The following is a 25,527-nucleotide window of genomic DNA, read 5'->3' as shown; positions in this document are numbered from 1 at the left end:
TTATAGACGAAGTTGAACGCTATCCCCTTCGAGGGATGGCGTATTTTACGTTTTCACATATAAATCTAAATCACGGAGGCTATCGAATGGACAAACAAGTATACTGCCGATTCTGTAACGAGAAACACATCGTAAGCGAGACGAAGGATAATGAGGGAAATGCCGTCGGACTCTTCTGTAATCGACGCAAGGCTCTAATTGTCGCATTTACTGCGCGATGGGATGGTGAAGATACCTTCCCTTTGATCGAACGCTATGTGGACGAGACAGTCGATATACTGGCGTTACGACGGATTACACCGGACAAAATGACTGCACTTTCACGTAAAATCGCATACGGTTACGTTCAAGGACGCAAGCTGAATTATTACTTCGTGCAGCATCATGTACTAAGCGTCATTCGTTCGAGAAAAGGCAGAGCGCAACATATGCGGGAGGTGTACTAATGGCAGACACTTTCGGTAAACAGGCGTACTACGACGATGAAACCGGTCGCACACTCCTAGTCGTTGACGAGGCGGAGTTCAGCGTAATGAGTCACGAACAGCTTTCCGCAATCCAGGACGCGAAGAGGCGTAAGGCTGCGATTGAAGCTGCGGGTGGCGGCCGTAATTACGTTGTCGCCTATCACGTTCCTGTACGCAAGCTGAACGATATCCTTAACCTTGGCGAGATCGGCGCGGTCATGAAGCTGATTCCGTACATGCGGTTCGACCGTAACGGCGAGCTTCGGTACGCAGCTAAACGTATGGGAATCGAAGAAATAGCGCGTGCTATCGGTAAGGCTCGACGCTGGACGGTTACGCTTGTTAGCGGGCTTGTTACGGCTGGCGTGCTAATTACGGAGAAGGACGGCAAGCGCAACGTATATAACGTCTCAGAGGCGTACCACACGATCGGACGCGCGATTAAGGGAACGACATTCACGCGGATTTACCAAACGAAGACGCGGACGGACATCGCTAAAGTTTCGATTCAGGCGGCCGGGCTGCTATACAAGATGATTCCGTATATTCACTACGAATATATGTATCTTTGCTGTAATCCTAACGTAAGGCACAGCGATGAGATTCGCCACTTATCGCAAACGAGGTTCGCGGAGGAAGTAGGCGTCGATGATATTACCGCGCTTCGCTGCATGCGCGAACTTATCACGGCAGGCTTCGTAATGAGGTCGGAGGCGTTCGGCGCGAAGATTATTCGCATGAATCCTGACGTCATGTATCGGAAGCGACCGCGCGATGAGAACGACGAATACACGGAGTTCGTACGGAACGAATTTAAACAAGCGTTGAGCGCTGACGAACAAAGAAACGGGCAGATCGAGATTGACGACGCTGAACTTCCGTATTAGACCGCTTCATATACTGCACAGCAACGGGCAAAATCGCTTCATATACTGCATAGTTGCGAAGTGGCTTAACGCTTAGAGCCACGCGGGATTGCGGCGTTTTTACGCGTTTCGTCCTCTTATTCTTAGGGATAGCGCGGCATTAATACCGCTTTAGTAATACGGAGGTTCACGCAGGCTTTGAAGCCAACGGGAACGTTTACGCGTCGTCACTACGTTCCTAGCGACATTTCGGTTTGACCAAAAGCGTGCCAAACCTCATGTACTAATACATTTTGGACGCGAGATTCTTTTGTCGCGGACAAGGCAAGGAGCGTAGCGACGCGGCAGGCTCTTAGGCTCCCGTAGGCTTTAGAAAGCCACCGTGAGCAGACGTTATAGAACGGAGTTGGAACGATTGCTAACGTTAATAATCACCGTTCACATCGCGTTAATCATAACCGCATTCATACTCGTTACTAGGCATTATGATGGCGTTGAGATTAGCGTAGGGCCTTCGCTTATTACGTTGGTATGCGTATGTCCTGCGCTAGTAATATTCGTATGGTACGTAGTGTCTGACGGTAGGGTAAGGCGTAAGAAGGCGCGCAGGCTAAGACGTAATAGATAGCGGTAATGATCGAATACAGAACGGAGGTGAAACGGCATGCTGAAACGGCTTGAGACGCATCACCGGATCGCTATCGGCTATCTTTCGCAGCCTAACCGCGGTGGTAAGACGATGGAGGAGATCGCTACGGAAGCGGGAGTTAGTAGGCGGGCGCTTTACGACTGGTTAAAGGATACGTTATTTGAACGCGAGTTGAAGCAGGAAATAGTACGCCAGACAATGAACAGGCTTCCGGATATCATGGATAAATTAGCGGACTCTGTAATCTACGAAGGTAACGCAGCAGCGGCTAAGCTACTTCTTCAGGTTAACGGTATGTTGACGGATAAGCACGAGATTGACGCGAAGGTCTCAGGATCGGTAGACATAGACGCGTTACGTAGGCGTATAGCCACGTCAGTCAATCGTGATAGCGACGATGTGAAGTAAGACCTATTTAGGCGCTAATAATGAAGGAACGCGTTAAAACGCTATGCACAACGCTTCACATTAGGGCGGTTTTTCCTGCACGCGCGGTTCGGAGCGCGGCCCTTCGGATTTTTTCGGAGCAGCGCCGCAGGGCCGTTCGGTTTGGCCGGAAGAGGACGCGTTTATACATTTTTCCGTAAATTGGCAATTTGCATAAACGTGAATATTCCGCCAGTATTCGCGGGAAATAGGATTGTTACCGATCGTAGCAAACCGCATAGCAGCGCGGGTTATCGGCGACTGCATAAACGATGCATAAACGGTTAATTATGCGCGTAACAAGAACCGCGTAACCATGCGGGTTCTCGGCGACGACTAGTGTATGAAATGCGGATTTTGTACATATGTCCGTGCATAAACGCTGCATAAAGCCTGCGCTGAGCGTATGCATAAACGGATGTCGAAAAGTGTCGAATATGTATATTCCGAAATGTCAAGCGGAATGTACGTTCGCGTCCGTACCCCCAAGCGGCCCTGCGAGGCGGCTCGAATCGGGTGCTATTACAATCCACGTATCAAAATTAACGTTTGGGTTTCGCCTATCTACACGCCCGATAGCGCCGTCCTACGCTTCAACGCTGTATTTACGCCTTAACGCAATCCAGACGTCGCTATCACGCTAAATCAACGCTAAAAACGAGGGGAGGGCGGCTACTATCGCATGGACAAACGGTAAATGGCTCGGACGTGCGGAAAGAGACGCGATTATTCACGAATTACATGCGCTACGGGACGTTATTAAGGACGCCGATATAGCCGCTCTATCCGACGATGATTTACGCGATATCGACGAGCAGCTGACGGAATTAGAACGCTTAGAGCGCATTAACGCGGGCGAAGACGACTTAATCGCGTTCGCGCTCGAATACTTCTCGGAAGCGCGCAATCCAGGCAACGCGGGCAACTGGGACGGCTTCGATATTGATAACGTAGAGGACGCTCCGGACTTTCACCGCGAAATTAGCGACGTCATGGACGACGTATCCAACGTCAACAAAAACGCGAAGACGGCCGTTGCTGCGCCGCGCTCTCACGCCAAGTCAACGTATTTATCAAAAGCGTTTCCTGCGCGGGAGATCGTTTACCGCAAGCGTAAATACGAAATTATCATATCGGAGACACCGGCGGTCAGCTCCGGCAACCTCGACTGGATATCGATGCAACTGAAGCATAACGAAAAGCTACGGCGGGACTTCGGGCCTTTGTTATCGCCGAAGCAGCAGGAGAATCCGAAGGATAACAGTTCGGAGTTTATCGCGTGGGAACCGCAGCCGAGCGGCATACCGAAACTACTTACGAAAGTTGAAGCGGCATCGACCGGCCAGGCGCTGCGGGGACGTAATTGGAACGGTGTGAGGCCGGACCTTATCGTATGCGACGACCTCGAAGACATAAAGTCGAATGCGGCGACTCCGGAACTGCGCCAGAAGATGCGTGATTGGTTCGCTCAAACGGTAGTACCGCTTGGAGACCCGAAAGGTAAGAAAACTGCAATGGTCTATATGGGGACGACGGTCCACCACGAATCATTACTCGTTAACGTCCTGTATAAACGGTCGGACTTTAAAGCGCGCGTATATCGGGCGATTATCGAATGGCCGGAGCGCATGGACTTGTGGGAAGCGTGCCGACTCGTTTACATCGACCGCGATAATCCGGACCGAGCTGCGGAGGCGCTAGCGTTATACGAGCTGAATCGCGCAGACATGGACCGAGGCGCGGTTGTATTGTGGCCGGAAGCACAGCCGCTATGGAAGTTGATGACGTGGAAGTGGGACAACGGAAGCAAAGCGTTTAACACGGAGTACATGAACAATCCGGTCGATGAAGAGAACGCGGTATTCATTCCGGACAAGTTTACGTATTGGGACGGAACGCCGCGCGACTTCAGCAGCGCCGAGTATGACGTTTATATGGGCGTTGACTTCGCGATGGGCAAGACGCGCGGCGACTATAGCGCGCTGTTAACGGTCGCTAAGCATCGAAAGAGCGGAACGGTTTACGTTATTGATGCGTACGGCGAACGTGTCCATCCGGACGAGTTTATGCGCGTAATCGTCGAAAGAGTGACGCGATTCCAGCCGATGAAGATCGCGGCAGAAGCGCAGGCAGCGCAGGAGTTCTTCGTACACAAGCTTAAGCAGGCGCTCCGAGCTTCGGGCTATCCTGCGAACACGCGTGTTAAGGAAATACATCAGCGGTCACGCAAAGAGCTGCGGATTGAAGCGATGATTCCGGATATCGAATCCGGCGCGATTCAATTTTCGAAGCGGCACGCGTTGCTGCTCGAACAATTTGAATTATACGGTTCTGGCGCGCATGACGACTTACCGGATGCGTTAGAGATGGCCGTTAACGCTTCGAAATCATCACGCAAACAAGTACGCGAAAAGCCAGCGATATTTTACCGCTAATTAGACGAAAGGAGGACGCATTCCAACTATGACACGCAAATTTTACACCGGCGCTCAATACCCGCCGACAGCCGATATCGAACGCATTTCGAAGTATTATCGCGGAAAGGCGATATTCGCCGGACGCCAAGCGGAAATATACGACCGCGCAACGGAATTACTCAAAGGTACGCCACACGAACCGCAGCTCAAATCGCTGTTTATCGCGGTTAACTTAATCGACGTACTGCTTACGAAGCCAGCCGACCTAATGGTTACGGAGCCGCCTACGTTTGACAGTGGTAAGGCGGGCGACAGTGCGGAGCAGGCGCGGCTAAACGCCATCGTCGAAGAGAACGATTTAACGCAGCTCATCCACGAATTAGTTATCGGGGCCGGTTATCGCGGCGACTCGTTCGTGAAGACGTATTATGCGCAGAGAGCAGACTTAAGCGAGACGGAAGCCTTGCGTGCTGATTACGCAGGCATCACGCTTCCAGCAGCGCCGAAAGAACCGATAATCGAATCGGTTGACGCGGCGATCGTGTTTCCGGAGTTGTCGCGAGGCAGCCGTAAGAAGTTCCGCGCAATCAATATCGCGTGGATTGAGTGGGTTGAGGCGTACTCGCTGCTCGGCGGAACAACGGAGCGCCCGTATCTCAACGTCGAGCGCCACGTACCAGGCTACATCGTGTACGAGCGCTATGAGGCGTCGGAAGCAGGCGTCGTTAATACGTACGGCTATCCGGTTATGACGTTTAATATCGGCGAACGGGTATCGACGCGGCGCAAAAGCAATATCGAAGCTTCAGGCGTTCCGCAACTGCTCGTACATCACATTCCGTATAAGACGACCGATGATGATTGGCGCGGGATTAGCGGCGTTGAGAAGGTAGAATCCGTATTGGCTGCGATAAACGACCGGCTCGTACAGATCGACTACATCCTATGGAAACACAGCGATCCTATCGCGTATGGACCTGATATTGACGGAGACGACGGCGTACGTTGGGGCGGCAAGTACATTCCGGTTAATAAGGACGAGGTAGCGCCCGGCTACATGGTGTGGGAAGGCCAGTTAGAAGCCGCGTTTAAAGAACTCGACATCCTACTCGGCATCCTCTACCAAATGAGCGAAACGCCGCAATGGTTATTCGGTACGACGCTCTCAGCGGACAAAGGCGGCAGCGGCACGTCACACACCGACGGCGGTGCCATCAAAGCGCGCTTCATGCCGATACTCACCAAGGTGACGCGCATCCGTAATCACGTTGACCGCGCGATTCGGGATGCCTTATGGACGGCGATGCAGCTCGAAAACGTCGCGAACGAAGGCGTCGAAGGGTACGAGCCGTACGAGGCCGTTTATCCTACGATCACCTGGCGCGATGGCATTCCGAAGGACGACAAGGCTGAGGCGGAGGTCTATTCGATCCGTACCGGCGGCCAAGCAACGATCGACGTTAAGTCCGCTATTAAGCGCTTGGACGGCGTAAACGATACGCAAGCCGAGCAGATTCTGGCGCAGATCGGTGCGGACGATGAGCGCGTTAATGGAACCGTAGAATCAACGGTGTTTAACGATGAGTAAGAACGTCGATAAGGACGTAGCGGAGATAACGAAGCTCTACGCCGATGCGGTTAAGGACGTTAAAGCCGAAATGGATCGCGTAGACGTCGCGAATCTCACGCGCAAATCTGGCGACGGACTATTTAAGAGGCTCGGCGGCATTTTCGGGCGGACACGGACCGGCGCGGCTGGCTGGGTTACGCGAACGATACCAAACGCGATTAAGTCCGGCATTGATCGGGCGTTAAACGCGCTCGGCATCGGCAGTATCAACCGTACGCCGCTTAACCGCGCTAATCAGGCAGCAGGCGCAGCGTTTAAGGACGACACTTATGCGGACCTGCTCGCTGTCACGCAGAATATGGAGCGGCGGACGAAAGCGGCCATCCGTAAAGCGGTCGCGGACGTTATGCGTGAACAAATGGCGGTCGGAATCAACGGACGGAAGACGATTAACGCTGCGACAATCGCCCGTATCCGCGCGGACTTAGGAGCTGCGGCTGATAGCGCGATCGTGGACGCGGGCGGCAGGCGCTGGAAGGTAGGGACATACGTCGATATGGTTACGCGTACGAAGCTGATGCAAGCGCAGATTAACGGGACAATTAACGAGGCGCTAGGACGCGGAGTTATGTACGCTACGATATCAAGTCATGGCGCGAAGGATGCTTGCGCAAGGTGGGAAGGTCGTACGATTAAACTTACGCCGGACGCTCCGGGCGATTATCTGTATATTGGCGACTTGCCGAGACGAGAGATATTCCACCCAAACTGTAAGCACGTAATAGTGCCGATAAGAAATCCGGAATAACGAGAGGGGACGAGAAATGGCGAAAGCACTAAAGGCATTTAGCGGCACAACTACGAATACGTTCGTCATGCCTAAGACAATGAACGAACTAGTAATATGCAATGACGGAGCAGCTAACTTAACGTTCACTGTAAACGGAGAGACGTTCACGCTGCGTCCCGGATACACGCTCGATGAAGAATTGGAACCGTTTAAAGAGATTACGGTAACAGCAACTGACGCTTACTTCGGGTATGCCCGTCGCCAAGGGAACGAAACGCGATGAGTAGACGCGGACTTACGAAGAAACCCGGCAGCGGCGGAAGTAGTGGTGGAGTATCGACCGCTCAATTAGCGAATTTAATCTACGGTCAGGCATTACGTGAGCAGGCGCAGCAAAGTAAAGGCGACGGCATCGGCATCGGGAATAAAGCGTCATTCGCGATTACGTTCGACGACTCTACGTATTGGCTAAAACAAGACATGATTGCGGAGATGCGGTCGCGTAAACTGCCGTTCACGATGGGATTAATCGCTAATCCGGCGAATGATAACAATCAAGGCGTCACAACAGCGGATTTGCAGAAGTGGAGCTGGCGCTGGGGCATGGAGACCTGGTCGCACGGTTACGACCATAACACGCCAAATAACGTATCGGACTTGGAGCGCGAGGTAATTCAGTCGAAAACAACTATTGAAGCGACGCACAAGCTGAAATGCCAAGGTTTTATTCAAGTAGGCGCAACACCATCCGGGGCGTATAACAACCTCGACAAAGATAAGCTGCTAACGAACATAAAAAGCGATGCGGGACGGATCATTTACGAAAATCACGCGCATTACTCCGGGTATATCGGCTCGATTACGCGTCGACCGCCTACCGGTAACTATTTCGGAGGCTCGCGGTACACGGTTACGGCAATGCCGCCAGGCAAGACAAGCGCGCAGCATCTTGCGGATACACTCGCGCAAATTGACCTTTGCGTTAAAAACGGATGGCAGCTTGCTCTCCTTATCCATCCGCAGCAAATCGACCGGACTAACGCAGGATCGACGAATCAAATGTACTGGAATCATGTAGTGCAAATACTCGACGCACTAGTTGCCGCACGCGATGCGGGAACAGCCGAGATTCTGACATTATCCGGCCTACACTACGTCAATAAGTCCAGCGTGCGCCAGAACTTAGCGACCGATAACGGTATCGCCTTCGCGGGCGTGTCGCAAGCAACTCCGGGCTTTTGGTCCGTGACGGACGCGCTTTATTGGGGAGATAAGACATTCCACGCAGCCGACCCTGTTTGGGGTACGCCGAGCTTCGAACAGTCTAATTTGTACGATGTGACCGGCAATAAAAGCCTCGTTGGACGTGTGAATAACTTGTTCGCATTCGCGGGTGAGACGTTCGAAATCCGCTGTCGCGTACGATCAACGACAGCGCAGCAACAGCGCATTAAGCTGCAATTAACGGGTACGTCCGGCTTGTTCCTCGATATCCAAGCGGGAGCAACGAACGAAAACCTATGGGGCGAGTTTTATGCGCAGCCAGGCGAAGGCTCCTTTCTCCGCGTTCCGTTTACCTTACCGTTCGATACGACGTTCTTGACGATCGCACTTGGACGCGGAAACGGCGGCGCGAACTCAGGTAACGGATTGGCTTGGACGGATTTCCAAATCGTAAAAATTTAACGTTACTACAATTGTCCGATACGCCTATGACGCTAAACTGCGCGGCTGTACTAAACGATAGCCGACGGGCTTTAAACGGTTGGAGGACGTATGAATAACGAAACTAAACGCATGTATTCGCTACCGTTGAATCTACAATTATTTGCGGAAGGCGACGAAGATTCCGGCGAAGGTGACGAAAAGCCGAAGAAGCTCGAATTTACGCAGGAAGAACTAGACGCGCTAATTGGACGCGAAAAAGGCCGCGTTAAAAGTAAGTACGCCGATTATGACGAGCTGAAGGCGGAGCGCGACCGCTTGAAAGCCGAAGAGGACGCGCGTAAAACTGCGGAATTGACGGAAACGGAGCGGTTGCAGGCGGAAAAAGCCGAAGCCGAACGCAAGGCAGCGGAAGCGTCCGAACGCGGCGATAAAGCGCTGAAGGCCGCTAATGACCGCGTTATTCGCGCAGAGTTCCGATTGCTCGCGAAAGAGGCTGGCGTAAGAGCCGACGCAGTAGATGACGCATACAGACTCGCGGACTTGAGCGGCGCGTCGGTAGATGATGACGGAAATGTGGCCGGAGTTGATGACGTTGTGGCTGCGTTGCTGGCCGCGAAACCGTATCTAGTCGCTGAAACGAAGAAGGAACCGCGTGCGATCGGCGGAGGTACGGGCGGTAGCGAGGAGAAAGCGGAGAAAACGAAGGAACAACTTATCGCGGAAGCTGGCGAGAAAGCGCGCAGGACAGGTCGCATCGAAGACCGCATGGCTTACGCCGCACTTAAAGACGAACTGAATAAATAAACAAAAACCAACATAAAGGGGATATTTAATAATGGCTAAAGTATATAACGCAAATCTAGTAGGCAAGCGCGAGTCGGTAGTTGACGAAATTCTTCTGCTTAATCCGCATCAAACTCCGTTGCTGAACGCGCTAGGCTTCGCAGAGGCAGTTACGGCGGTAGAACACGTTTGGTATGAGGATGAAATGTACGGAGATGAAACGGTAACGACTGCATCCGCCCTTGTCGGCGCTACGAGCATTGCCGTCGTATCCGTTGAGCCATTCCGTGTAGGGCACGTTATCAAAATCGGTGAGGAGCTGCTTTACGTTTCCGCAACCGATGTCGGAGCAAAAACGTTGACAGTGACACGCGGTTACGCATCTACAACGGCCGCTGCTATCGCTTCCGGCGCGAAGGTTGAGGTGTTGTTCGTAGAGGGTACGGAAGGTGCTGACGCTCGTTCTGCTCGATTCAAACCGCGTGTGCGTAAATCGAACATTACACAAATCTTCGACGACTCAATTGACATCTCCGGTACAGCGCAGGCCGTTGCTCAGTTTGGAATCGACAATCTCTACGAACACGAAAAGCAGAAGAAACAGCTTGAGCTTGCGCTTCAGCTCGAAAAGGCGCTGATTAACGGCGTGCAATACGAGTCCGGTCAAATCCGCCAAATGAAAGGTATCCGCCAGTTTATTCAAACGAACGTAACTAACGTAAACGGTGCGCTCACAATTAGCGCGGTTACCAACCTTGCGCAAGGTATTTATGAATCAGGCGGTTTTGCAAGTGGCGGTAACTATAAAATCATGGTTCCTGCTAAGCAGAAGGTTGTACTTTCGGCTGCGGATTCGAATAAAATCCATATCACGCAGGATGAGAATATTCGCGGGGTAAAGGTGGATCATCTCGTTACAGACTTCGGTCAATTCGAAATTGTCCTCAACCAAAACCTGTCTTCGGACGAGCTGCTACTGGTTGATGCAAATAGAATGGCTATCAAACCGCTTAAGTCACGCGAGTTCGGGCATACATTTATGGGTGCTAAAGGCGATTATATGAACGGTCAAATCGTCGGTGAATACACGCTTGAGTTCCAGCAAGAGAAAGCACACGGTCGCCTGAAAGGCCTGGCGTAAGATGGAGCGGATAGCGAAATACGAATCGCCGCGTTATCCGGAACTTGGATTTTACGTAGACGGGAGCTTCCGTAGATTTTGCGGAGGCTTCTTCGTCACGGAGTCCGAAGCGGAGATCGCGGTACTAAACGAATTGGCGGACGTTGTGCGTGTCGAAGAACCGGAGGAAGTAGCAGCAGCGGATAAAGCGGAGAAACACGTTAAGCCGCCCGCCTCGCGTAAATCCTCCGTAAAATAACAAACGGAGGAGGCCGCAATGTGGCGGTAAATGTAACGGAAGCGGACGAGTATATCAGCGCAAATTGCATCGTAATTGAGGATTGGACGGACGCAGACGAAGCGAGTAAAGGACGCATACTAAACGTCGCTGGACGGACGCTAGCCCGAAAATACCCGAAATATATGATACCCGACGCGGCGACTTACGAGTTCGCTAACGTACTCGCGACGGCTTATAACGATACGAATAAACTAGCACGCCAAGGCATCGAAGACTTTGCGCTCAATCTTACGGTATCGGTCGGTTTCAAAGTGGACTTAGTCGTCGGACCTGACGCCGATCCTGCGGCATTGATTCCGCAAGTAGCGCTCGATCTTATAGGCGCGGAAAACGGCGTTGTCATATCGAAACGCGGCGTTAAATGGACGGTGCTGTAATGGCGATATTACCGCTGAAGCAGACGGTTATTGTAACGAAAGCTGGCGCGTCTGACGGATGGGGACGCACATCGGCAGCCGAAGTCATTACGCTAAAGGCTCGCGTCGAAGAGACGACGAAGGTAGTCACGAATCAAGCCGGAGAGGAGGCGGTCGCAGACATGCGAATATTGCTCGATAAATTAGCGGCCATTGCGTACGACGACGTAATAACGTATGTAAACGAATTAGGCGTAACGATCGAACGCAGACCGATTAAGATACGGCCTATTCGCATGTTTAACGGCCGCGCTATCTTGACGGAGGTGTACGTATAATGGGCGCGAGTAACAGGATAACGGTTAATATCGATGGTCGGCGGAACATAGCGCAACGGATTCTTGGCGCATTTTTTCGGAGCTGGGATCGGCGGCTAGATGACGCGCTAGATGAAGGCGCAGTCGTTGCGGCTCATGACGTTATGGATACGTGGAAGCGGAAAGCGGTCGACGTGGCTCCGCTTGATAAGGGCCATTTGCGGCGCAGCATTAAAGTTGATACGGAAAAGGACGGAGATAATGTTACCGGTACGATATCGGCAAGCGTTATCGAGACGCATGGCGCGCGAAAACGTGACTACGCGGCGTATCTGCACGATGAGTATCCGGTTAAGCACGGTGACAGGTTCCGCCATCCGACAACGCCCGGCACGATTCCGCGATTTATTGATGAACCGTTGGAGCGTTATGGCGCAGATTGGGCGGCCCAAATGGAAGACGATATAAAAGCGGAGCTGCGGCGAAGGGGGTTCCGAATTGGGCGTCGTTAACGAACTCGAATCGATTGAAGCTTTCGTCAAGGCTACGTTTCCGGACGCGCTGACCGAGAAGCAAGTAGTACCGCGTCAGCCTTATAGCGGTCTATTCGTCATCCGTTTGATAAACGATGGGCGAGCGACGGAGACGTACCAACACTACCGCGCCGACCGCGATTATCAAATCATTTATTTTGGCGCACAGATAGCGGATGTCTTGACGAAAATGGACGTGTTAAGCAGCGTGCTGTACGACCGAAATTTAATACCAATTAACGCCTCATCGCGATATTTACGCGTCGGGGCGTTTTCTTTTGCACAGCCGTTTGAGACGGACGGCGATTTATTCGCGTCAATCGGCGTCTTACGTGCGCAAGTTCGCGAGAGACGGACGCAAACTGACGTGCCGTTAATTGGCGAAGTCAGAACGAAAATTACTACGAACATATAAGGGGGCTTTACATTGGCGGGAGGCACATTTGATCCGACGTCTCTACCTACGCGACCAGGCGTGTACATCAACTTTGTACAGGCGGCAGTAGACGCAATTACAGGCGGCGAACGCGGCATCGTTGCACTGGCGCTTAGTACGTACGCAGGCACGGCGGTAGAGGAAAAATATTACGAAGTAGAAACGGTCGGAGAAGCGGAAGCGCTATTCGGCGTTGATAATATCAGTCCGATTACGCTCGCGTTTCAAGGCGGAGCAGCATCCGTGCTTGTTTATACGCTGCCGGACGAAGCAGTAACAGCGGACTATACGGCAATGCGTGCGGGCTTTGATACGCAGTTCTTTAACGTCTTCGTCGCGCATGAATACGACGTCACGGAGCATGCGGCGCTTAAAACGTGGACAATCGCTAATCGCGCTGACGGCAAGCAGTATATGCTCGTCATCGGAGGTAATGCGACAACGGACGCCGATCCGGCGCTTGGTAACGCGCGCTCAACGCTGAACGAAGACGACTACATCGTCAACGTAATTAACGGCGCGGTCATCGGTGACGTATCTCTTTCGTCCTCTGAGTACGCGCCATTTGTTGCGGGCCTTATCGCAGGCACAGCGATTAACGCCTCGATTACGTACGCAGCTACTACGGCTAACGACGTGACAAAGCGCTTATCCAACGCGCAGACAAACGCGGCTCTAGCGGCGGGCAGTCTCGTCTTAACCAACGATGGCAAGCGCGTAAAAATCGAACAAGGCATTACGACTTCCGGCGCTAAGATTCGGAGCATTCGCGCAAGACAGGCGGTTATTGACGACATTCAGAAAACGGCTAACGAATCGTACATCGGTAAGCTGCCGAATGACGACGATGGTCAGGCTGCGCTGATTGCCAGCGTTACGAAATACCTCGAAACGCTCGCGGATAACGGCGTCTTGTCCGGCCCCGTGGTCGCGCTCGATCCGAACAATCCGTCGACTGGCGATAAAGTGTTCCTCGCGATTAGCTACGTTGAGATCGATTCGATGGAACGTATTTTCATGACCATTAACGTATAAGGAGGCGAAGAAAAATGACGATGGACCCATCGAAAGTTATAAGCGGACGATTCGGCAAGCTATTCGACGCGGACGGTAATTGGCTCACGAATGTAACGACCGTTAACGCGACGATTAACTTCGATAAAGAGGATATCAAAATCGCAGGCACACGCTGGATCGGAAAAAAGGTAACGGGAGTAAGTGGCAGCGGCGATTTCAGCGGCTATCTCGTAACCTCCGAACTCATCGAAAAAATCGGCCAAGGTACGGATGACACGAAGTCGGCGCTTGTAACGGAGCTGATTTATTCCGTAACCGATCCGGACAACGGCGGTACTTACCGCGTACGTCTTAAGGGCGTAACGTTCGATTCGATTCCGCTGATTACGTCGGACGTCGGCAGCATGGTCGAAAACGAGTTTCCGTTCACATTTACCGGTCACCAAATCATGACGCCGCTGCGTAATAGCTAATGCGGTAGTTACCGCTTAACATGCGCAATATCAACGGAGTAGTACGCATTAAAACGCGGCTGCTCCGTTTTAATTTGACCAATAACCCAAACGGAGGAATCACGAATGAAAACGAAATCTAACGCACTTCAGGCGCTGCTTGGCGCTAATAAATACGTAACACGCGACGTCCCGATGGCGCGGCTAGGCGTTAATTTTACGGTTAAGGCGGTCGACCGGGACGTCATCGAAAGAGCGCGCCAGGAGTCTACGTTCGGTAACGGTAAAGGCGGCAAGGAACTGAACGCGGATATGTTCGCAGCGGCGATTATCGTTAAGACCTGCGTAGAGCCGGACTTTTCCGACGCTGCCCTCATTGCGCATTACAAAGCAGAGGACGCAGCGGATTGCGTTGAGAAAGCGCTGCTTGACGGAGAAATTAAACGATTGTTTCAAGCGGCATTAGAGGCTAATGGTTACGGCGAAGAGGAAATCGATTTCCCAAACTAATAAAGAGCGACGGTGAGGCGTGGCTGTTACACGTCATATTTCAACGGCATCATATTCCGCCACACGTCGTGTATCAGCTTGGGGAACGCGAAAAACGCTTTATGTACGAGTCTATGCGCTACCAACTCGAAGAAGAGGCGCGGGAACGACGTAAAGCAGAGAGGAGGTAACGTATGGCGTTTAACTTAACGGCATACATGCGTATTGTTGACCAGGCATCGCGTCCTTTGCGCACAGTCAGTAAGGCAATCGTAGGAACGGCGGGCAAATTGTCTGGACTTACCGCAGGCGTAGGCGCATTAGCGGCAGCTTACACGGGAGCTAGCGCTGCGGCAAAATTATTCCATAGTACGATCGGCGCAGCGGCGGAGGCGGAGATGAGTACGAGTACCATAACGGCGCTATTCAAAGGCGACGAGAAGAAAGCGAAGGAATACTATGACTTTATTAGTCAGAAATCGGCCGAGTCCGTACTAAGTGATACGGACTTCTTAAACGCGTCGAAATCTTTCATCATAATGAGTAAAGATATGGACGACTTACGGGAGCTGACAAACATAGCGGAACGCCTGGCAATTCTGGACCCTATGCAAGGTCTAGAAGGTGCTGCCGTTGCGCTACGCGAGTTAAACAGCGGAGACATTACTAGTTTGGCCGAGAGGTTTGAGATACCAAGGAGCGTACTTAAAGAAATAAAAAACCTCCCATTGGCTAAGCAATTAGCGGCGCTGGACAAGGAACTGACGAAATACGGCATTACCCAAGAACTCATCACGGCACAAGGACAAACTGCGCTAGGGCTTTACAGAAAATCGGTCGATAAGACGAGAATGACTTTCCGTGACATGGGCTTTGGTGCGCTTGAGAAGTTGAAACCGATATTACGCGACGTAAATAAGTGGCTCGACGTCAATTCTGCGGCTATTTCGAAATTCGGCGGTAACGCACTTACGGGACTAGTCAGCAACTTAGTAAAGGCGATTGACAAAGGAAAGAAGTATATCGCGGATAACTTTACAAACAACTCTAAGTTTATGAAGATTCCCACGTTTGAAGGCAAGGTAGAGTTTGTTTTTGATACCGTAAAGACTTCCTTCGATAAATGGTGGGAAGGATCGGGAGAAGCGGCCTTTAAAGGTTATTCGGAAAAGATAGTCGGAACGCTACTAGGATCAGCAGAAGGGTACTACCCGCAAATTACGAGTATGGGACTGACAGTCGGAAAGGGAATAGCGGAAGGTGCAGCTTCTGGATTCGTAGAAGGCATAAAGAACGACCCTGTCTTAGCGTTAGTGTTGGGAGCAGTTGCGGGGCTGCACGCAGGCGGGTACGTAGGACTTGTCGTAGGTATCTCTATCGCGGCTGCTCCGTGGGTTATACAGCTTCTGGACTATATAAGCTCGCAAAGCCCCGCAGCAAAGGGAGCGGCCAGGGCGGAGAATATCTCATCTCTGTATGAGGCGATGGAAAACAAACCTAAAGATACCCCACTTTATGGAAATACGTCACTATCAGCGACTGAGCCGAAGACCTCTTTTTACGATAAGATGAAGGACGCGGGTTCGGATTTCCTAGACAACCCACTATGGCTGAATAGCTTGAGTAAGAAGATTGACGAAGCTATTTCAGGTAGCGGTAAGGACACTCCCGCCAGTCAGGTAAGTTACGCACCCTCTGTACCGTCACAGCCGATGCCAATTACGAACAATACGACCGTTACCGTCAACATGGGCGGAGCTACAATTCGTGAGGAAGCGGACGTCGGGAAAATCGCGCGTAGTTTGTATACGATGATTTCTGACGCTAACAACGCGAACGCGAAGCCAGGCGGAAAACGGTTAGGGGGGCCAAGCGAAAACTAATGGCGAAGAATCCGATACAGTTTCATCTCAGTTTCAACAACGGAGCCGAACGCTTGTGGCTTCCGGTCAATCCCGAATCTATTTCCGTATCTACTTCGCACGGCTACACGGACTTGGACGCGGCGCAATTCGGCGAGTATACCGTTATCGGCCAACGTCGCCAAACGGAGTTCCGGTTCAGCTCGTTCTTTCCGCGCGATTACAACGCGACTTACTGCGCTTACTCGCCGCTGCCAAAGCCGTGGAATTGCGTCCATAAAATACAGCGCTGGATGCGGTCGGGAGAACCGTTGCGCTTAACGGTGACGGGAACGCCGATTAATCTCGCGGTAACTGTCCGTGACTTTACGTACGAGCCGGAGCGTGGCGGAAATCCCGGCGATATTTACTTCGATTTATCCCTGCGCGAGTATCGATTCGTTTCGTACCGCAAACTCGGTTACGCTGCGGATAAAACGACAGTAACGACGGCTTCAGCGGGCCGAGCGGACACAGGCGAGAAGCTATCGAATTATACCGTATCGCGCGGCGACTCGCTGTTTAAGATCGCGGCCAAGTCGGAAATATACGGAAACGGCGATAAATGGCGGCAGATTTACGACGCGAACAAAAAACTAATCGGAGCGAATCCGAATTTAATCGCGCTCGGCCAAAAGCTGGTGATTCCGCGATGAATGTACCGCAGGATTTACGCGTCCTCTATAATGGAGGCAACGGAGACATTTATATAGAAGAGATAACGCAATCAGTCGAATGGTCGGGCGACGTCAAGCAGGCGTACCGCACGCTTCAGGTGACGCTAACCAACACGCTCGACGGCGTTAAACCTATCGCGGAATTTCAGCTCGGCAAGGACCTCCGTTTGTTTTCGGATGGCGTCGAACTGTTTCGCGGATTCATATTCCGCCGCAACACGGATCAATCCGGATCGATGACGTTGGTCGCCTATGACGAGAACGTATACCTTGCGAAGAATGAAGACACGAAGAAGTTTACGAAGATGACCGCGAGCCAGATTATCCGGAAGCTCTGCGTCGAGTTCGGTATTAATGTCGGCACGATCGCGGAAACGCCGTACGTTATTCCGAAGCTTATTCTACGCGACATGACGCTATGGGATATGATGACGACGGCGCTGACGGTTACGCGCAAACACGGAGGCGGACGCTATTTTATCTACGCTGCGGAAGGCGCGCTTCATCTCGCGAAACGGACGGATCGGAAAGCAGCGTTCATCATCGAGTCGGCGACGAACTTACTCGAAGCGTCCTATTCGCAATCAATCGAGGACATGCGCAATCAAGTCCGCATTGTCGGTGGCGATGAAGAGAAGAAGCCGATTATTGCGGTCGCATCCGACCAAGCTTCGATTGAAGGCTACGGACTCATGCAGCACTTTGAGACGGGCGATTCCGACGCGACTCAGGCGGAAATAACGAAGCTGGCAGCGGATAGACTCGCGGAATTAAACGTCATAGACGATGAAGCTATCGTAACGGCAGAGGGTTACGACGACACGTACGCTGGCGTATCGGTTTACGTTCACGATGCGATGACTCAGATTATCGGCAGCTATTACGTGAGCAGCGACGTCCACACGTGGGCAGCCGGTATGCACAAGATGGTGCTAACGTTATCAGCAACGGACGATCTGCCGACACTCGAATATACGCCGCCAGCGGAGACGGACAAGAAGACGAAGACTAAAACGAAGGAGGACGCGGAATGAAACCGGAGGGAAGCGTAGCGCAGAAACTACACGACGTTATTCGGCAGATTGGCGCGAATAAGGACACGCAGCTCGAACTCGGAACGGTTACGGCCGCGTCGCCGGAGTTTACCGTACAGATTGACGGTACTAAACTCGAACTTGATGCGGACGATTGCGTCGTGTCCGAACGTCTTATCGAAAGCGGCCTCGCCGTTGATGACCGCGTTATTCTCGCGGAATTATCGGACGGCCAAACTTACGCTATCCTCGACCGATTGGGGGCGTTTTAATGGCGCTAAAACCGTTAAGCTCAACGAGCGACCGCGTAATAACGGCGGACGTTACGCCGGAGCCGAGCCGGACTTACGATATATTCGAGCAGCAGCTAACTGCGATTATTGACGGCGAATCGGCACTCCGCCAGTTTATCCGGAAGGCGCTCGTTACAGCGCGTGACCAGCACATCATTTACGACACGGATTACGGTAACGAGATAACGTCATTGATCGGCCAGAACGTTAACAACGAACTGTTTGACGCGGAGATAACGCGTATTATCCGCGAAGCAATTATTTACGATGACCGCATATTAAGCGTCGATGACTTCGTAATCCAGCGGAGCGCCGACGCTTGTTTTATTACGTTCTCAGTCGAGGCGATTAACGGTGACATCATTACGGAAGGAGTGACGCTTTAATGTATGAAGATCAAACGAAAGCCGCGATACTTCAGCGGATGCTTGACGCGAGTCCTGCGGAAATTGATAAGCGGCAAGGTTCGGCGACTTACGATTTACTATCTCCGGCCGCAATCGAAATGGCGCTTGCATATATCGAAATGGACAACGTACTCAACTTCGGCTTTGTCGATACGACGTACGGCCCGTATTTAGATTTACGCGCGGCTGAGTACGGATTGACACGTAAGCTGTCGACTAAGGCTGCGGGTTCGTTAACGTTCGGCGGAGCAGGCGGCGTAACGGTACCGATTGGGACTCGCGTACAGACGTCGACAGCAGGCGAAGAGCCCGTTTATTTTACAACAACAGCGTCCGGTACACTTACGGGTCGGCCTGCGCGAGTCACCGTACCAGCGGAAGCAGACGAAGCAAGCGCGTCCGGTAACGTAGCGGCTGGCGCGATTAATACCGTTCTCGGCGGCTTGGCCGGAGTTGTCACCGTTACAAATAGCGCAGCATTTACGGGCGGCGCGGTCGGAGAAACGGAAGAAGAGTTCCGGACGCGTATCCTCGAACGGGCGGCCAAGCCTGCGACGAGCGGTAACGCGAATCAATACCGCCAGTGGGCGCTAGAGGTCGGCGGCGTATCGGACGCGCAAGTTATTCCAGTGTGGGCCGGTCCTGGTACGGTCAAGGTCGTACTTCTCGCGGCAGATAAGACAGCGCCAGATAGCGCGACGGTGACGGCAGCGGCGGCTTATATCGAAAGCCTGCGTCCGATCGGCGCAACGGTTACGGTTACGGGCGCGGCAGAGATACCGATTAACGTTTCCGTCTCCGTTACACTCGCGCCAGGAGCTACGATTGAAGCCGTCGAGACGCAGATTACCGAAGGCGTAACGGCGTATCTCGCGTCGATTGCGTTTAAAGATAACCTCGTTCGCTACACGCGCATAGCTGCGGTTATTCTCGACATTCCGCCGGTTGTGGATTACGAGGATTTAACGGTTAATGGCGGCGTCTCAAACGTCTTGATTAACGCGGGCCAAGTCGCTACGCCAGGAACGGTAGTGGTGACGGAATGAGGACGCTAACGGAGATTCAACGCGATATGCACGATTACTTGCCGCGCTATTACGAAGACATTCCGACCGCTACGAATATCATCGACCGTGAGGCCGCTGAGGCAGCGCAGATTAATGCGGATATATACGACGTGCTTGCGCAAATGTTCGTTGATACGGCGACTTGGGCCTTACCGCGCTGGGAGCGTAATTTTGCGCTAGCGACCGACGCGGATAAGCCGATCGACCAGCGCCGCGCTGTTATTAAGTCGCGTATTCGCGGAGTCGGTACGGTAACGGCGGCCTTAATCGAATCCATTGCGGAAGCTTACGCAAACGGCGAAGTCGAGGTCGTAGAGGATAACGCGAACTATACGGTGAAGCTGACGTTCGTTTCCGCATTAGGGCAGCCGCCTAACTTCGCGGACTTGGAAGCTGCGGTGCGGGACGCTATGCCGGCGCATTTGGCCGTCGAGTACGTGTTCATTTATACGACGTTTGGTAAGCTCGAAGGCTATGACGTTACGTTCGGCGGCATACAAACGGCCGGACTTACGTATGCACAACTAGAAATATGGGAGGGACCGTAGTATGCAGACGTTACCAAACGGCATTAAAAAGGTAGAGGCGTCAGATAACGCGACAATCGTTAACTTCAACGCTAACGCGGACTTATTGGACGCAAAGATAGCGGAGTTAGGTGCATTAGGGACTGAAGTAGATGGCGTAAGTGCGGACTTGACCGCGCATAAAGGAGCGGGCGGGACGGCGCACGCATTGGTTACGACTGGCTCTGCCGGGTTTCAAAGCGCGGCAGATAAAGCGAAGCTCGATACAATTGCAACGGGCGCTAATAATTACACGCATCCGACAACGCATCCGCCGTCTATTATCGTTCAGGATGCGAGCAACCGTTTCGTATCGGACGCGGAAAAGAATACGTGGAACGGCAAGGCGTCGACGGCAGTTGCTTCAGCGGTCGCTAACGGACTTATGAGTTCGTCCGATAAAACGAAGCTTGACGGAATTATGGCAGGAGCTGCTTACGCGGCGGGTACGTATACAGGCGACGGTACGGCATTGCGGGATATAGCGTTGCCGTTTACGCCGAGTGCGGTACTCGTAATACTGAGTACACTATTCGGTCGGACTGAGTATTGCGGCTTTGCAATAAGCGGTAGTCCTGCGTATAACGGTAGTCCTGTGTATGGTCCGATCGTTCAGACGGCTACGAACGGTTTCAAGGTCGCTTACCGTGACGTAGGCTCGGTTAACTCACTCTACACGAATACAACCGGAGCCGTGTATAACTACATCGCGTTCAGATAAGGGGGGGTCTACAATGATCGTACATGCAAACGGTAGTTACGAAACTGGTGAATGGCTGACGGCCGATACGTATCCTGACGCTTATTTTGTCGCGGATGGCACGGAACTAGCGGTGAAGGTGCAGGCGCTATATCCGTATTACACATTCGTTATCGTGGATGGTGTGTTAGTTGACGTAGCGGAGCGCGCTAAAACACCGGAAGAAGAGGCCGCACTATTACCGCAGAAATCGCTAGAAGAGCTGCGTATAGAATCGCTAGAAGCCGATAATGTCGCATTAATGACGGCGCTCGCGGACGTATACGAACAGCTTATCGCGTTACAGACAAACGAAGGAGGCGACGCTTAATGGCGTACGTATATTGCCGATTAATCAAACTCGGCTTACGTAAATTGGAGGACGTACCGCAGCGTGACCGCGCCGCTGTTGGTGCGTTACTTAGCGCAGAGGAGGCGTCCGAATGAACGGACAGATCATATTAAACGGAGGCGCTGGCGTTGCTGGCGCTTTTATTGCGTTTGCTTTCGGAGGCTGGACGGAGGCACTAACGTTCCTGTTAATCGCGATGGTAGCGGATATTATTACGGGCATCAGCGCTTCGTTCAAGGAGGGTCGCGGACTCAGCTCCGCTATCGGTTCGGCAGGCGGCGTGAAGAAAGGTCTTATGCTTCTCGTTATCATCCTGGCGCACCGCGTCGACGTGCTGCTCGAACTTGATAACGTAGCAATGGCGGCCGCTACGTACTTCTACATCGCGAATGAGCTGATATCCATAACGGAGAATTACGGTCGGCTCGGCTTGCCACTTCCGGACAAGTTTCGCGAGATGATCGACGTGCTGAAGCGTAAGGGAGGCGTTAAGTAATGGCGTTGACACTTGCGGAAGTGAAGGCGAAGTCGGCCGCGCGATTAAGCGGACTGTTACCGGTAGTCAAAGCGGCGACTGAAGCGTTAATCGAGCGCAGTTATAAACGCGGCGTACCGATCGTGATTACGCAAGGACTTCGTACGTACGCGGAGCAAGACGGACTCTACGCGCAAGGCCGTACGAAAGCAGGCGCGATTGTAACGAATGCGCGCGCAGGCTATTCGTTTCACAATTTCGGAGTAGCGATTGATTTCGCGCTGCTCTCGGACGACGGCCGCTCCGTTTATTGGGATACGAAGAGGGACGCGGATAAGGACGGCGTAGCGGATTGGAGCGAAGTTGTAACGGAGGCTAAAGCGCTGGGCTTCGCATGGGGCGGCGATTGGACATCGTTTAAGGACGCGCCACACTTCGAGATGACGTTCGGACTCTCAACGGCTGAGTATCGCGCAGGCTTACGTCCGACGGCGGCGCAGACGAGCGCAGCATTAGCGAAGATTAACGCGATTACGAAGGAGGAGCCGGAATTGAAAGTCGAAGATGCTAACGCGATTATCGTATTTCTGAAGGCGGAATGGGCGGCTGCTAACGTAAAGAAAGACGAGCCGCGCAAGAAGGAAGCGAATAGGCTGGCGAATGTACTGCGCGTGGCTAGCGGGCAGAAGACGCAGTAAGTACGAATTGAAAAGGCGCCTTTGATTGGCGCCTTTGATTATTTTATTATAAATTTAAGTATAACTCCTAATACAGATGCACCGGACAGGATAGTAGTCAATAGCCATTTTTTATTTGTAACTGAATCTGCCTGCTTAGCCTTAATACTCTCTATATCTTTCTTAAATTCAATTGAATCACTTGATAATGTAGTAACTGGTGCTTTAATTTCCGCTATACTATTCTTTATATCAGCTATAGATTTATCCAAAGAATCAAATCTGTTTTTTATTCGTTCGTCTATAACTGCAACATCAGTTGTTAATTTATTGAGGGACTTGTTTATATCCTCCACGCGTAGTTTAATTTCGGATAAATTCTCCGCACTCATGTCTAAACCTCCAGCCATTAGATTTATTGTTGATAGCAGGGCATTTAAAGAAGCTGAGATAGTTTTTAATTTCTCTCCTAAGGTATAAATGTCCTCTTTTGCATTGGCAGTATTATTGAAAATTTCTTGGTCAATAATACTTGCTTGCCTTAGAATTGAATACTTTGCACCCTTGGTATCAAAGTTTCTTACAGCTTCGTTACCGACGTTAAAGCTATTAACCGCTTCATTGCCGATATTAAACCTGTTCACCGAATCCTCGCCGAGCATAACGCTAAGTTGTTTTGTATAAGATGGTGTGAGGTTAAGGCGATTTAAGAACGTGTTATTATTATCATTATTCATCCGGCCCACCCTCGACCTCAGACTCCCGATTTTTTAAGTATTGAACCACTCCTTGAAGTGAATTGTACAAGTCTATAATTTGAGTTTCTATAATATCTGCATCAAAAGGCTCTAGAGTTTCAATTCTGTTAATAAGGGCGGCATAAATTTTTTTGGAAATAAAAATAAGCGTACTTGTATCCGTATGTATATCTAAGTAATCCCCATCGGCTTTTATCAATTTCAAAGTAGAATCATCTGACCAAAACATCATTTCTAGATAATCTTTATTCATCTGCTTCATGCAGTGGCGCTTGAAAACGTCTGCAAAAGATGCACAAAGTGCTAAATAAAACAATTCGTGTTCGGATTGAAGGTCTTGTAGTACATTTTTGGATAGATTAATATCTTGTAGCAAGAACTCAATAACGCTCCCGCTGGGTTTACTAAAAACTGTATCTATAGAAGCCGATAAATAGCTTGATTCTCTAGAATGCTTGAAAAAATTATCGACTACCCTCCAAAGCATTTCTTTATTTAATGGGTCGTTGCTTAAAATAGTATCAAGCGCCTTCAAACTTTCGGAAAGTGTATCATACTCTTCCATTATTTGAATCTCTCCTTATATCTTAGCAGATACTATTATCCTACTACAAAAGTCGCAATTTGGCGATATGTGGAAGTAGATTCATTTCGCGTACGGCGACATATAATAGAAGAAACATGAAACGGCACTTACGCTACTTAACGGACAGCCTCCGCTAAATAGTTCGTAAGTGCCGTTTTTCTGCGTTTACTTAGTTAAAACCGCACCTTACCGCGCTTTTTCTCGTTACCCTTATCGAGTAGATTCGTTACTGGCGATGCTTTGTCGTGCTGATCGCGCAAATCCATTCCGGTAAACTTGACGTACACTTGCGTCATATCTAGCGATGAATGGCCGAGTATACGCGCTAACGATATAGGATCGCCGCCTCCGCGCAGATACTTGACCGCCATGTAGTGACGGAAGGTATGCGGACTGACGCGGGGACCGGTAACGCCGACCCTTTTCGCGTAGAGTTTCAGCATCTTGCTGAACGTATCTCCGAAATAGCGGTTCCCAAACTGCGTAAGCCATAAGTAGTCGTCGTCGGATACGTCCATGTACGAAATCAAACGTTCAAGCTCTTTAATGGTAAGTGGAGATAACGGAATGATGCGCGTTGTTCTCGATTTCGATATTTCAGCGCGGACGACGAGTTGGCGCAGCGTAAAGTCGATATCCGATATTTTTAAGCCGGTCAGCTCGCCGATACGTAGGCCGGTATCGCAAAGCATGAGCATCATACAGTAATCGCGCATTCCCGTGTAGACTCGGCGGTTCGGCGCGGACATGAGTAAGACTACGTGTTCATCCGTGAATACTTCGAAGGTGTTCTTTTCTTCCGTTTGATACGATAGCGCATCCATAGGCGAAGCGGTTATCGTCCGCTCTGCTACGAGGTAATTAAAGAAGATTTTAAGAACGCGGATAATATTGTTCACCGAGCGCGCCGATAGTCCGACAACAGCGCTACTATTCGTAGGGTGGTCGTCCCACCGTACTTTTACGAATGTGAGATAGTGGATAAACGTTTTCAAAGTCTCAGAGTCTATCACCGCATCTACTTGCGCTTCATACCACGTACGAAACTGTGACAACGATTGCGCATACGTATGAATCGTTTTCTTCGATCGCTTTACTAAGCTTTTCGCCTGCAAAAACCGTCCTATCTGCGTATCCAAATCAATCTTAACACTTTGCTCCTTACGGCTGATAAACGTAAACTTCGGGTTACTACGGTTCATTTTAACACGCCTCTCTTAGCGATGAATTTTCGCTGACCATTCCGACAAACTATACGCGTAATAGTTTATTGCAATAGCGACAAACTGACCGTCTGAATTTGCGGAGGTTTTAGGGTAACGACACCATCCCGCGTCG

At 51.3% G+C, this 25,527-nt stretch carries 33 protein-coding genes; 30 read left to right on the top strand and 3 right to left on the bottom strand.

Annotated elements, in window-relative coordinates:
- Positions 1–86 precede the first annotated feature (86 nt).
- From ABEW34_RS07630 to ABEW34_RS07485, 30 genes are all read left to right on the top strand, one after another.
- Positions 87–446: a hypothetical protein gene (locus tag ABEW34_RS07630; RefSeq protein ID WP_430156679.1), complete on the top strand. Its 360-nt coding sequence runs from the start codon at positions 87–89 to the stop codon at positions 444–446.
- Positions 446–1,354: a hypothetical protein gene (locus tag ABEW34_RS07625; RefSeq protein ID WP_430156677.1), complete on the top strand. Its 909-nt coding sequence runs from the start codon at positions 446–448 to the stop codon at positions 1,352–1,354. The genes ABEW34_RS07630 and ABEW34_RS07625 overlap by 1 nt, the downstream gene beginning before the upstream one ends.
- Positions 1,355–1,997: 643 nt before the next feature.
- A complete protein-coding gene (locus ABEW34_RS07620; RefSeq protein ID WP_430156674.1) occupies positions 1,998–2,390 on the top strand; it encodes a phBC6A51 family helix-turn-helix protein in 393 nt (130 codons plus the stop codon).
- Positions 2,391–3,400: 1,010 nt separating this feature from the next.
- Complete coding sequence (terL, locus tag ABEW34_RS07615) at positions 3,401–4,843, top strand: phage terminase large subunit (protein WP_430156672.1); 1,443 nt, start codon at positions 3,401–3,403, stop codon at positions 4,841–4,843.
- A gap of 28 nt (positions 4,844–4,871) precedes the next feature.
- Positions 4,872–6,413, top strand: a complete 1,542-nt coding sequence (locus ABEW34_RS07610; protein ID WP_430156670.1) for a phage portal protein — start codon at positions 4,872–4,874, stop codon at positions 6,411–6,413.
- Positions 6,406–7,203, top strand: coding sequence for a phage minor capsid protein (locus ABEW34_RS07605; protein WP_430156669.1), 798 nt, complete (start codon positions 6,406–6,408; stop codon positions 7,201–7,203). Before ABEW34_RS07610 ends, ABEW34_RS07605 begins: the two co-directional genes overlap by 8 nt.
- A gap of 16 nt (positions 7,204–7,219) precedes the next feature.
- Positions 7,220–7,468 carry a hypothetical protein gene (locus tag ABEW34_RS07600; RefSeq protein WP_430156668.1) on the top strand — a complete coding sequence of 83 codons (249 nt, stop codon included), beginning with the start codon at positions 7,220–7,222 and terminating at the stop codon, positions 7,466–7,468.
- Complete coding sequence (locus tag ABEW34_RS07595; protein ID WP_430156666.1) at positions 7,465–8,871, top strand: hypothetical protein; 1,407 nt, start codon at positions 7,465–7,467, stop codon at positions 8,869–8,871. The genes ABEW34_RS07600 and ABEW34_RS07595 overlap by 4 nt, the downstream gene beginning before the upstream one ends.
- Before the next feature lie 126 nt (positions 8,872–8,997).
- Entirely contained in the window at positions 8,998–9,657 is a 660-nt protein-coding gene (locus tag ABEW34_RS07590) for a scaffolding protein (RefSeq protein WP_430156665.1), read from the top strand.
- A gap of 31 nt (positions 9,658–9,688) precedes the next feature.
- Complete coding sequence (locus ABEW34_RS07585; protein WP_430156663.1) at positions 9,689–10,777, top strand: SU10 major capsid protein; 1,089 nt, start codon at positions 9,689–9,691, stop codon at positions 10,775–10,777.
- A gap of 1 nt (position 10,778) precedes the next feature.
- Positions 10,779–11,015, top strand: a complete 237-nt coding sequence (locus ABEW34_RS07580; RefSeq protein WP_430156661.1) for a hypothetical protein — start codon at positions 10,779–10,781, stop codon at positions 11,013–11,015.
- A gap of 20 nt (positions 11,016–11,035) precedes the next feature.
- The gene (locus ABEW34_RS07575) at positions 11,036–11,434 is read left to right on the top strand and encodes a hypothetical protein (RefSeq protein ID WP_430156658.1); all 399 of its coding nucleotides are present in this window, start codon (positions 11,036–11,038) and stop codon (positions 11,432–11,434) included.
- Positions 11,434–11,751 (top strand): hypothetical protein, encoded by a 318-nt coding sequence (locus ABEW34_RS07570; protein ID WP_430156656.1) that lies wholly within the window; start codon positions 11,434–11,436, stop codon positions 11,749–11,751. The genes ABEW34_RS07575 and ABEW34_RS07570 overlap by 1 nt, the downstream gene beginning before the upstream one ends.
- Positions 11,751–12,242 carry an HK97 gp10 family phage protein gene (locus tag ABEW34_RS07565; RefSeq protein ID WP_430156653.1) on the top strand — a complete coding sequence of 164 codons (492 nt, stop codon included), beginning with the start codon at positions 11,751–11,753 and terminating at the stop codon, positions 12,240–12,242. Before ABEW34_RS07570 ends, ABEW34_RS07565 begins: the two co-directional genes overlap by 1 nt.
- Positions 12,229–12,678 (top strand): hypothetical protein, encoded by a 450-nt coding sequence (locus ABEW34_RS07560; RefSeq protein ID WP_430156651.1) that lies wholly within the window; start codon positions 12,229–12,231, stop codon positions 12,676–12,678. Before ABEW34_RS07565 ends, ABEW34_RS07560 begins: the two co-directional genes overlap by 14 nt.
- A 12-nt stretch (positions 12,679–12,690) precedes the next feature.
- Positions 12,691–13,734, top strand: coding sequence for a phage tail sheath subtilisin-like domain-containing protein (locus ABEW34_RS07555; protein WP_430156648.1), 1,044 nt, complete (start codon positions 12,691–12,693; stop codon positions 13,732–13,734).
- Between the two features lie 14 nt (positions 13,735–13,748).
- Positions 13,749–14,189: a phage tail tube protein gene (locus ABEW34_RS07550; RefSeq protein ID WP_430156645.1), complete on the top strand. Its 441-nt coding sequence runs from the start codon at positions 13,749–13,751 to the stop codon at positions 14,187–14,189.
- A 105-nt stretch (positions 14,190–14,294) separates the two neighbouring features.
- Complete coding sequence (locus tag ABEW34_RS07545; RefSeq protein ID WP_430156643.1) at positions 14,295–14,678, top strand: phage tail assembly chaperone; 384 nt, start codon at positions 14,295–14,297, stop codon at positions 14,676–14,678.
- A 173-nt stretch (positions 14,679–14,851) separates the two neighbouring features.
- Positions 14,852–16,540: a hypothetical protein gene (locus tag ABEW34_RS07540; RefSeq protein ID WP_430156640.1), complete on the top strand. Its 1,689-nt coding sequence runs from the start codon at positions 14,852–14,854 to the stop codon at positions 16,538–16,540.
- On the top strand, positions 16,540–17,214 hold the full coding sequence (locus ABEW34_RS07535) for a LysM peptidoglycan-binding domain-containing protein (RefSeq protein ID WP_430156638.1): 675 nt from the start codon (positions 16,540–16,542) through the stop codon (positions 17,212–17,214). Before ABEW34_RS07540 ends, ABEW34_RS07535 begins: the two co-directional genes overlap by 1 nt.
- Entirely contained in the window at positions 17,211–18,269 is a 1,059-nt protein-coding gene (locus tag ABEW34_RS07530; protein ID WP_430156634.1) for an XkdQ/YqbQ family protein, read from the top strand. Before ABEW34_RS07535 ends, ABEW34_RS07530 begins: the two co-directional genes overlap by 4 nt.
- On the top strand, positions 18,266–18,541 hold the full coding sequence (locus ABEW34_RS07525) for a DUF2577 family protein (RefSeq protein ID WP_430156631.1): 276 nt from the start codon (positions 18,266–18,268) through the stop codon (positions 18,539–18,541). Before ABEW34_RS07530 ends, ABEW34_RS07525 begins: the two co-directional genes overlap by 4 nt.
- On the top strand, positions 18,541–18,948 hold the full coding sequence (locus tag ABEW34_RS07520; RefSeq protein ID WP_430156629.1) for a DUF2634 domain-containing protein: 408 nt from the start codon (positions 18,541–18,543) through the stop codon (positions 18,946–18,948). Before ABEW34_RS07525 ends, ABEW34_RS07520 begins: the two co-directional genes overlap by 1 nt.
- On the top strand, positions 18,948–20,015 hold the full coding sequence (locus tag ABEW34_RS07515; RefSeq protein WP_430156626.1) for a baseplate J/gp47 family protein: 1,068 nt from the start codon (positions 18,948–18,950) through the stop codon (positions 20,013–20,015). The genes ABEW34_RS07520 and ABEW34_RS07515 overlap by 1 nt, the downstream gene beginning before the upstream one ends.
- Positions 20,012–20,584 (top strand): putative phage tail protein, encoded by a 573-nt coding sequence (locus ABEW34_RS07510; RefSeq protein WP_430156624.1) that lies wholly within the window; start codon positions 20,012–20,014, stop codon positions 20,582–20,584. The genes ABEW34_RS07515 and ABEW34_RS07510 overlap by 4 nt, the downstream gene beginning before the upstream one ends.
- Position 20,585: 1 nt before the next feature.
- A complete protein-coding gene (locus ABEW34_RS07505; RefSeq protein WP_430156622.1) occupies positions 20,586–21,323 on the top strand; it encodes a hypothetical protein in 738 nt (245 codons plus the stop codon).
- Positions 21,324–21,336: 13 nt separating this feature from the next.
- The gene (locus ABEW34_RS07500) at positions 21,337–21,672 is read left to right on the top strand and encodes a hypothetical protein (protein WP_430156619.1); all 336 of its coding nucleotides are present in this window, start codon (positions 21,337–21,339) and stop codon (positions 21,670–21,672) included.
- On the top strand, positions 21,672–21,788 hold the full coding sequence (locus ABEW34_RS07495; protein WP_430156617.1) for a CD1375 family protein: 117 nt from the start codon (positions 21,672–21,674) through the stop codon (positions 21,786–21,788). The genes ABEW34_RS07500 and ABEW34_RS07495 overlap by 1 nt, the downstream gene beginning before the upstream one ends.
- The gene (locus tag ABEW34_RS07490; protein WP_430156614.1) at positions 21,785–22,189 is read left to right on the top strand and encodes a phage holin family protein; all 405 of its coding nucleotides are present in this window, start codon (positions 21,785–21,787) and stop codon (positions 22,187–22,189) included. Before ABEW34_RS07495 ends, ABEW34_RS07490 begins: the two co-directional genes overlap by 4 nt.
- Entirely contained in the window at positions 22,189–22,866 is a 678-nt protein-coding gene (locus tag ABEW34_RS07485; RefSeq protein WP_430156611.1) for a M15 family metallopeptidase, read from the top strand. Before ABEW34_RS07490 ends, ABEW34_RS07485 begins: the two co-directional genes overlap by 1 nt.
- A 38-nt stretch (positions 22,867–22,904) precedes the next feature.
- Here ABEW34_RS07485 and ABEW34_RS07480 read toward each other — a convergent pair whose 3' ends face one another.
- The 3 genes from ABEW34_RS07480 to ABEW34_RS07470 form a co-directional block, all read right to left on the bottom strand.
- Positions 22,905–23,582 (bottom strand): hypothetical protein, encoded by a 678-nt coding sequence (locus ABEW34_RS07480; RefSeq protein ID WP_430156608.1) that lies wholly within the window; start codon positions 23,580–23,582, stop codon positions 22,905–22,907.
- Positions 23,575–24,168 carry a hypothetical protein gene (locus ABEW34_RS07475; protein ID WP_430156606.1) on the bottom strand — a complete coding sequence of 198 codons (594 nt, stop codon included), beginning with the start codon at positions 24,166–24,168 and terminating at the stop codon, positions 23,575–23,577. Before ABEW34_RS07475 ends, ABEW34_RS07480 begins: the two co-directional genes overlap by 8 nt.
- Before the next feature lie 194 nt (positions 24,169–24,362).
- A complete protein-coding gene (locus tag ABEW34_RS07470) occupies positions 24,363–25,391 on the bottom strand; it encodes a tyrosine-type recombinase/integrase (protein WP_430156605.1) in 1,029 nt (342 codons plus the stop codon).
- Positions 25,392–25,527 lie beyond the last annotated feature (136 nt).

Origin of the sequence: Paenibacillus algorifonticola (assembly GCF_050481745.1) — a bacterium.
Taxonomy (GTDB): Bacteria; Bacillota; Bacilli; order Paenibacillales; family Paenibacillaceae; genus Pristimantibacillus; species Pristimantibacillus algorifonticola_A.
This window is presented reverse-complemented; position numbering and strand designations above follow the sequence as displayed.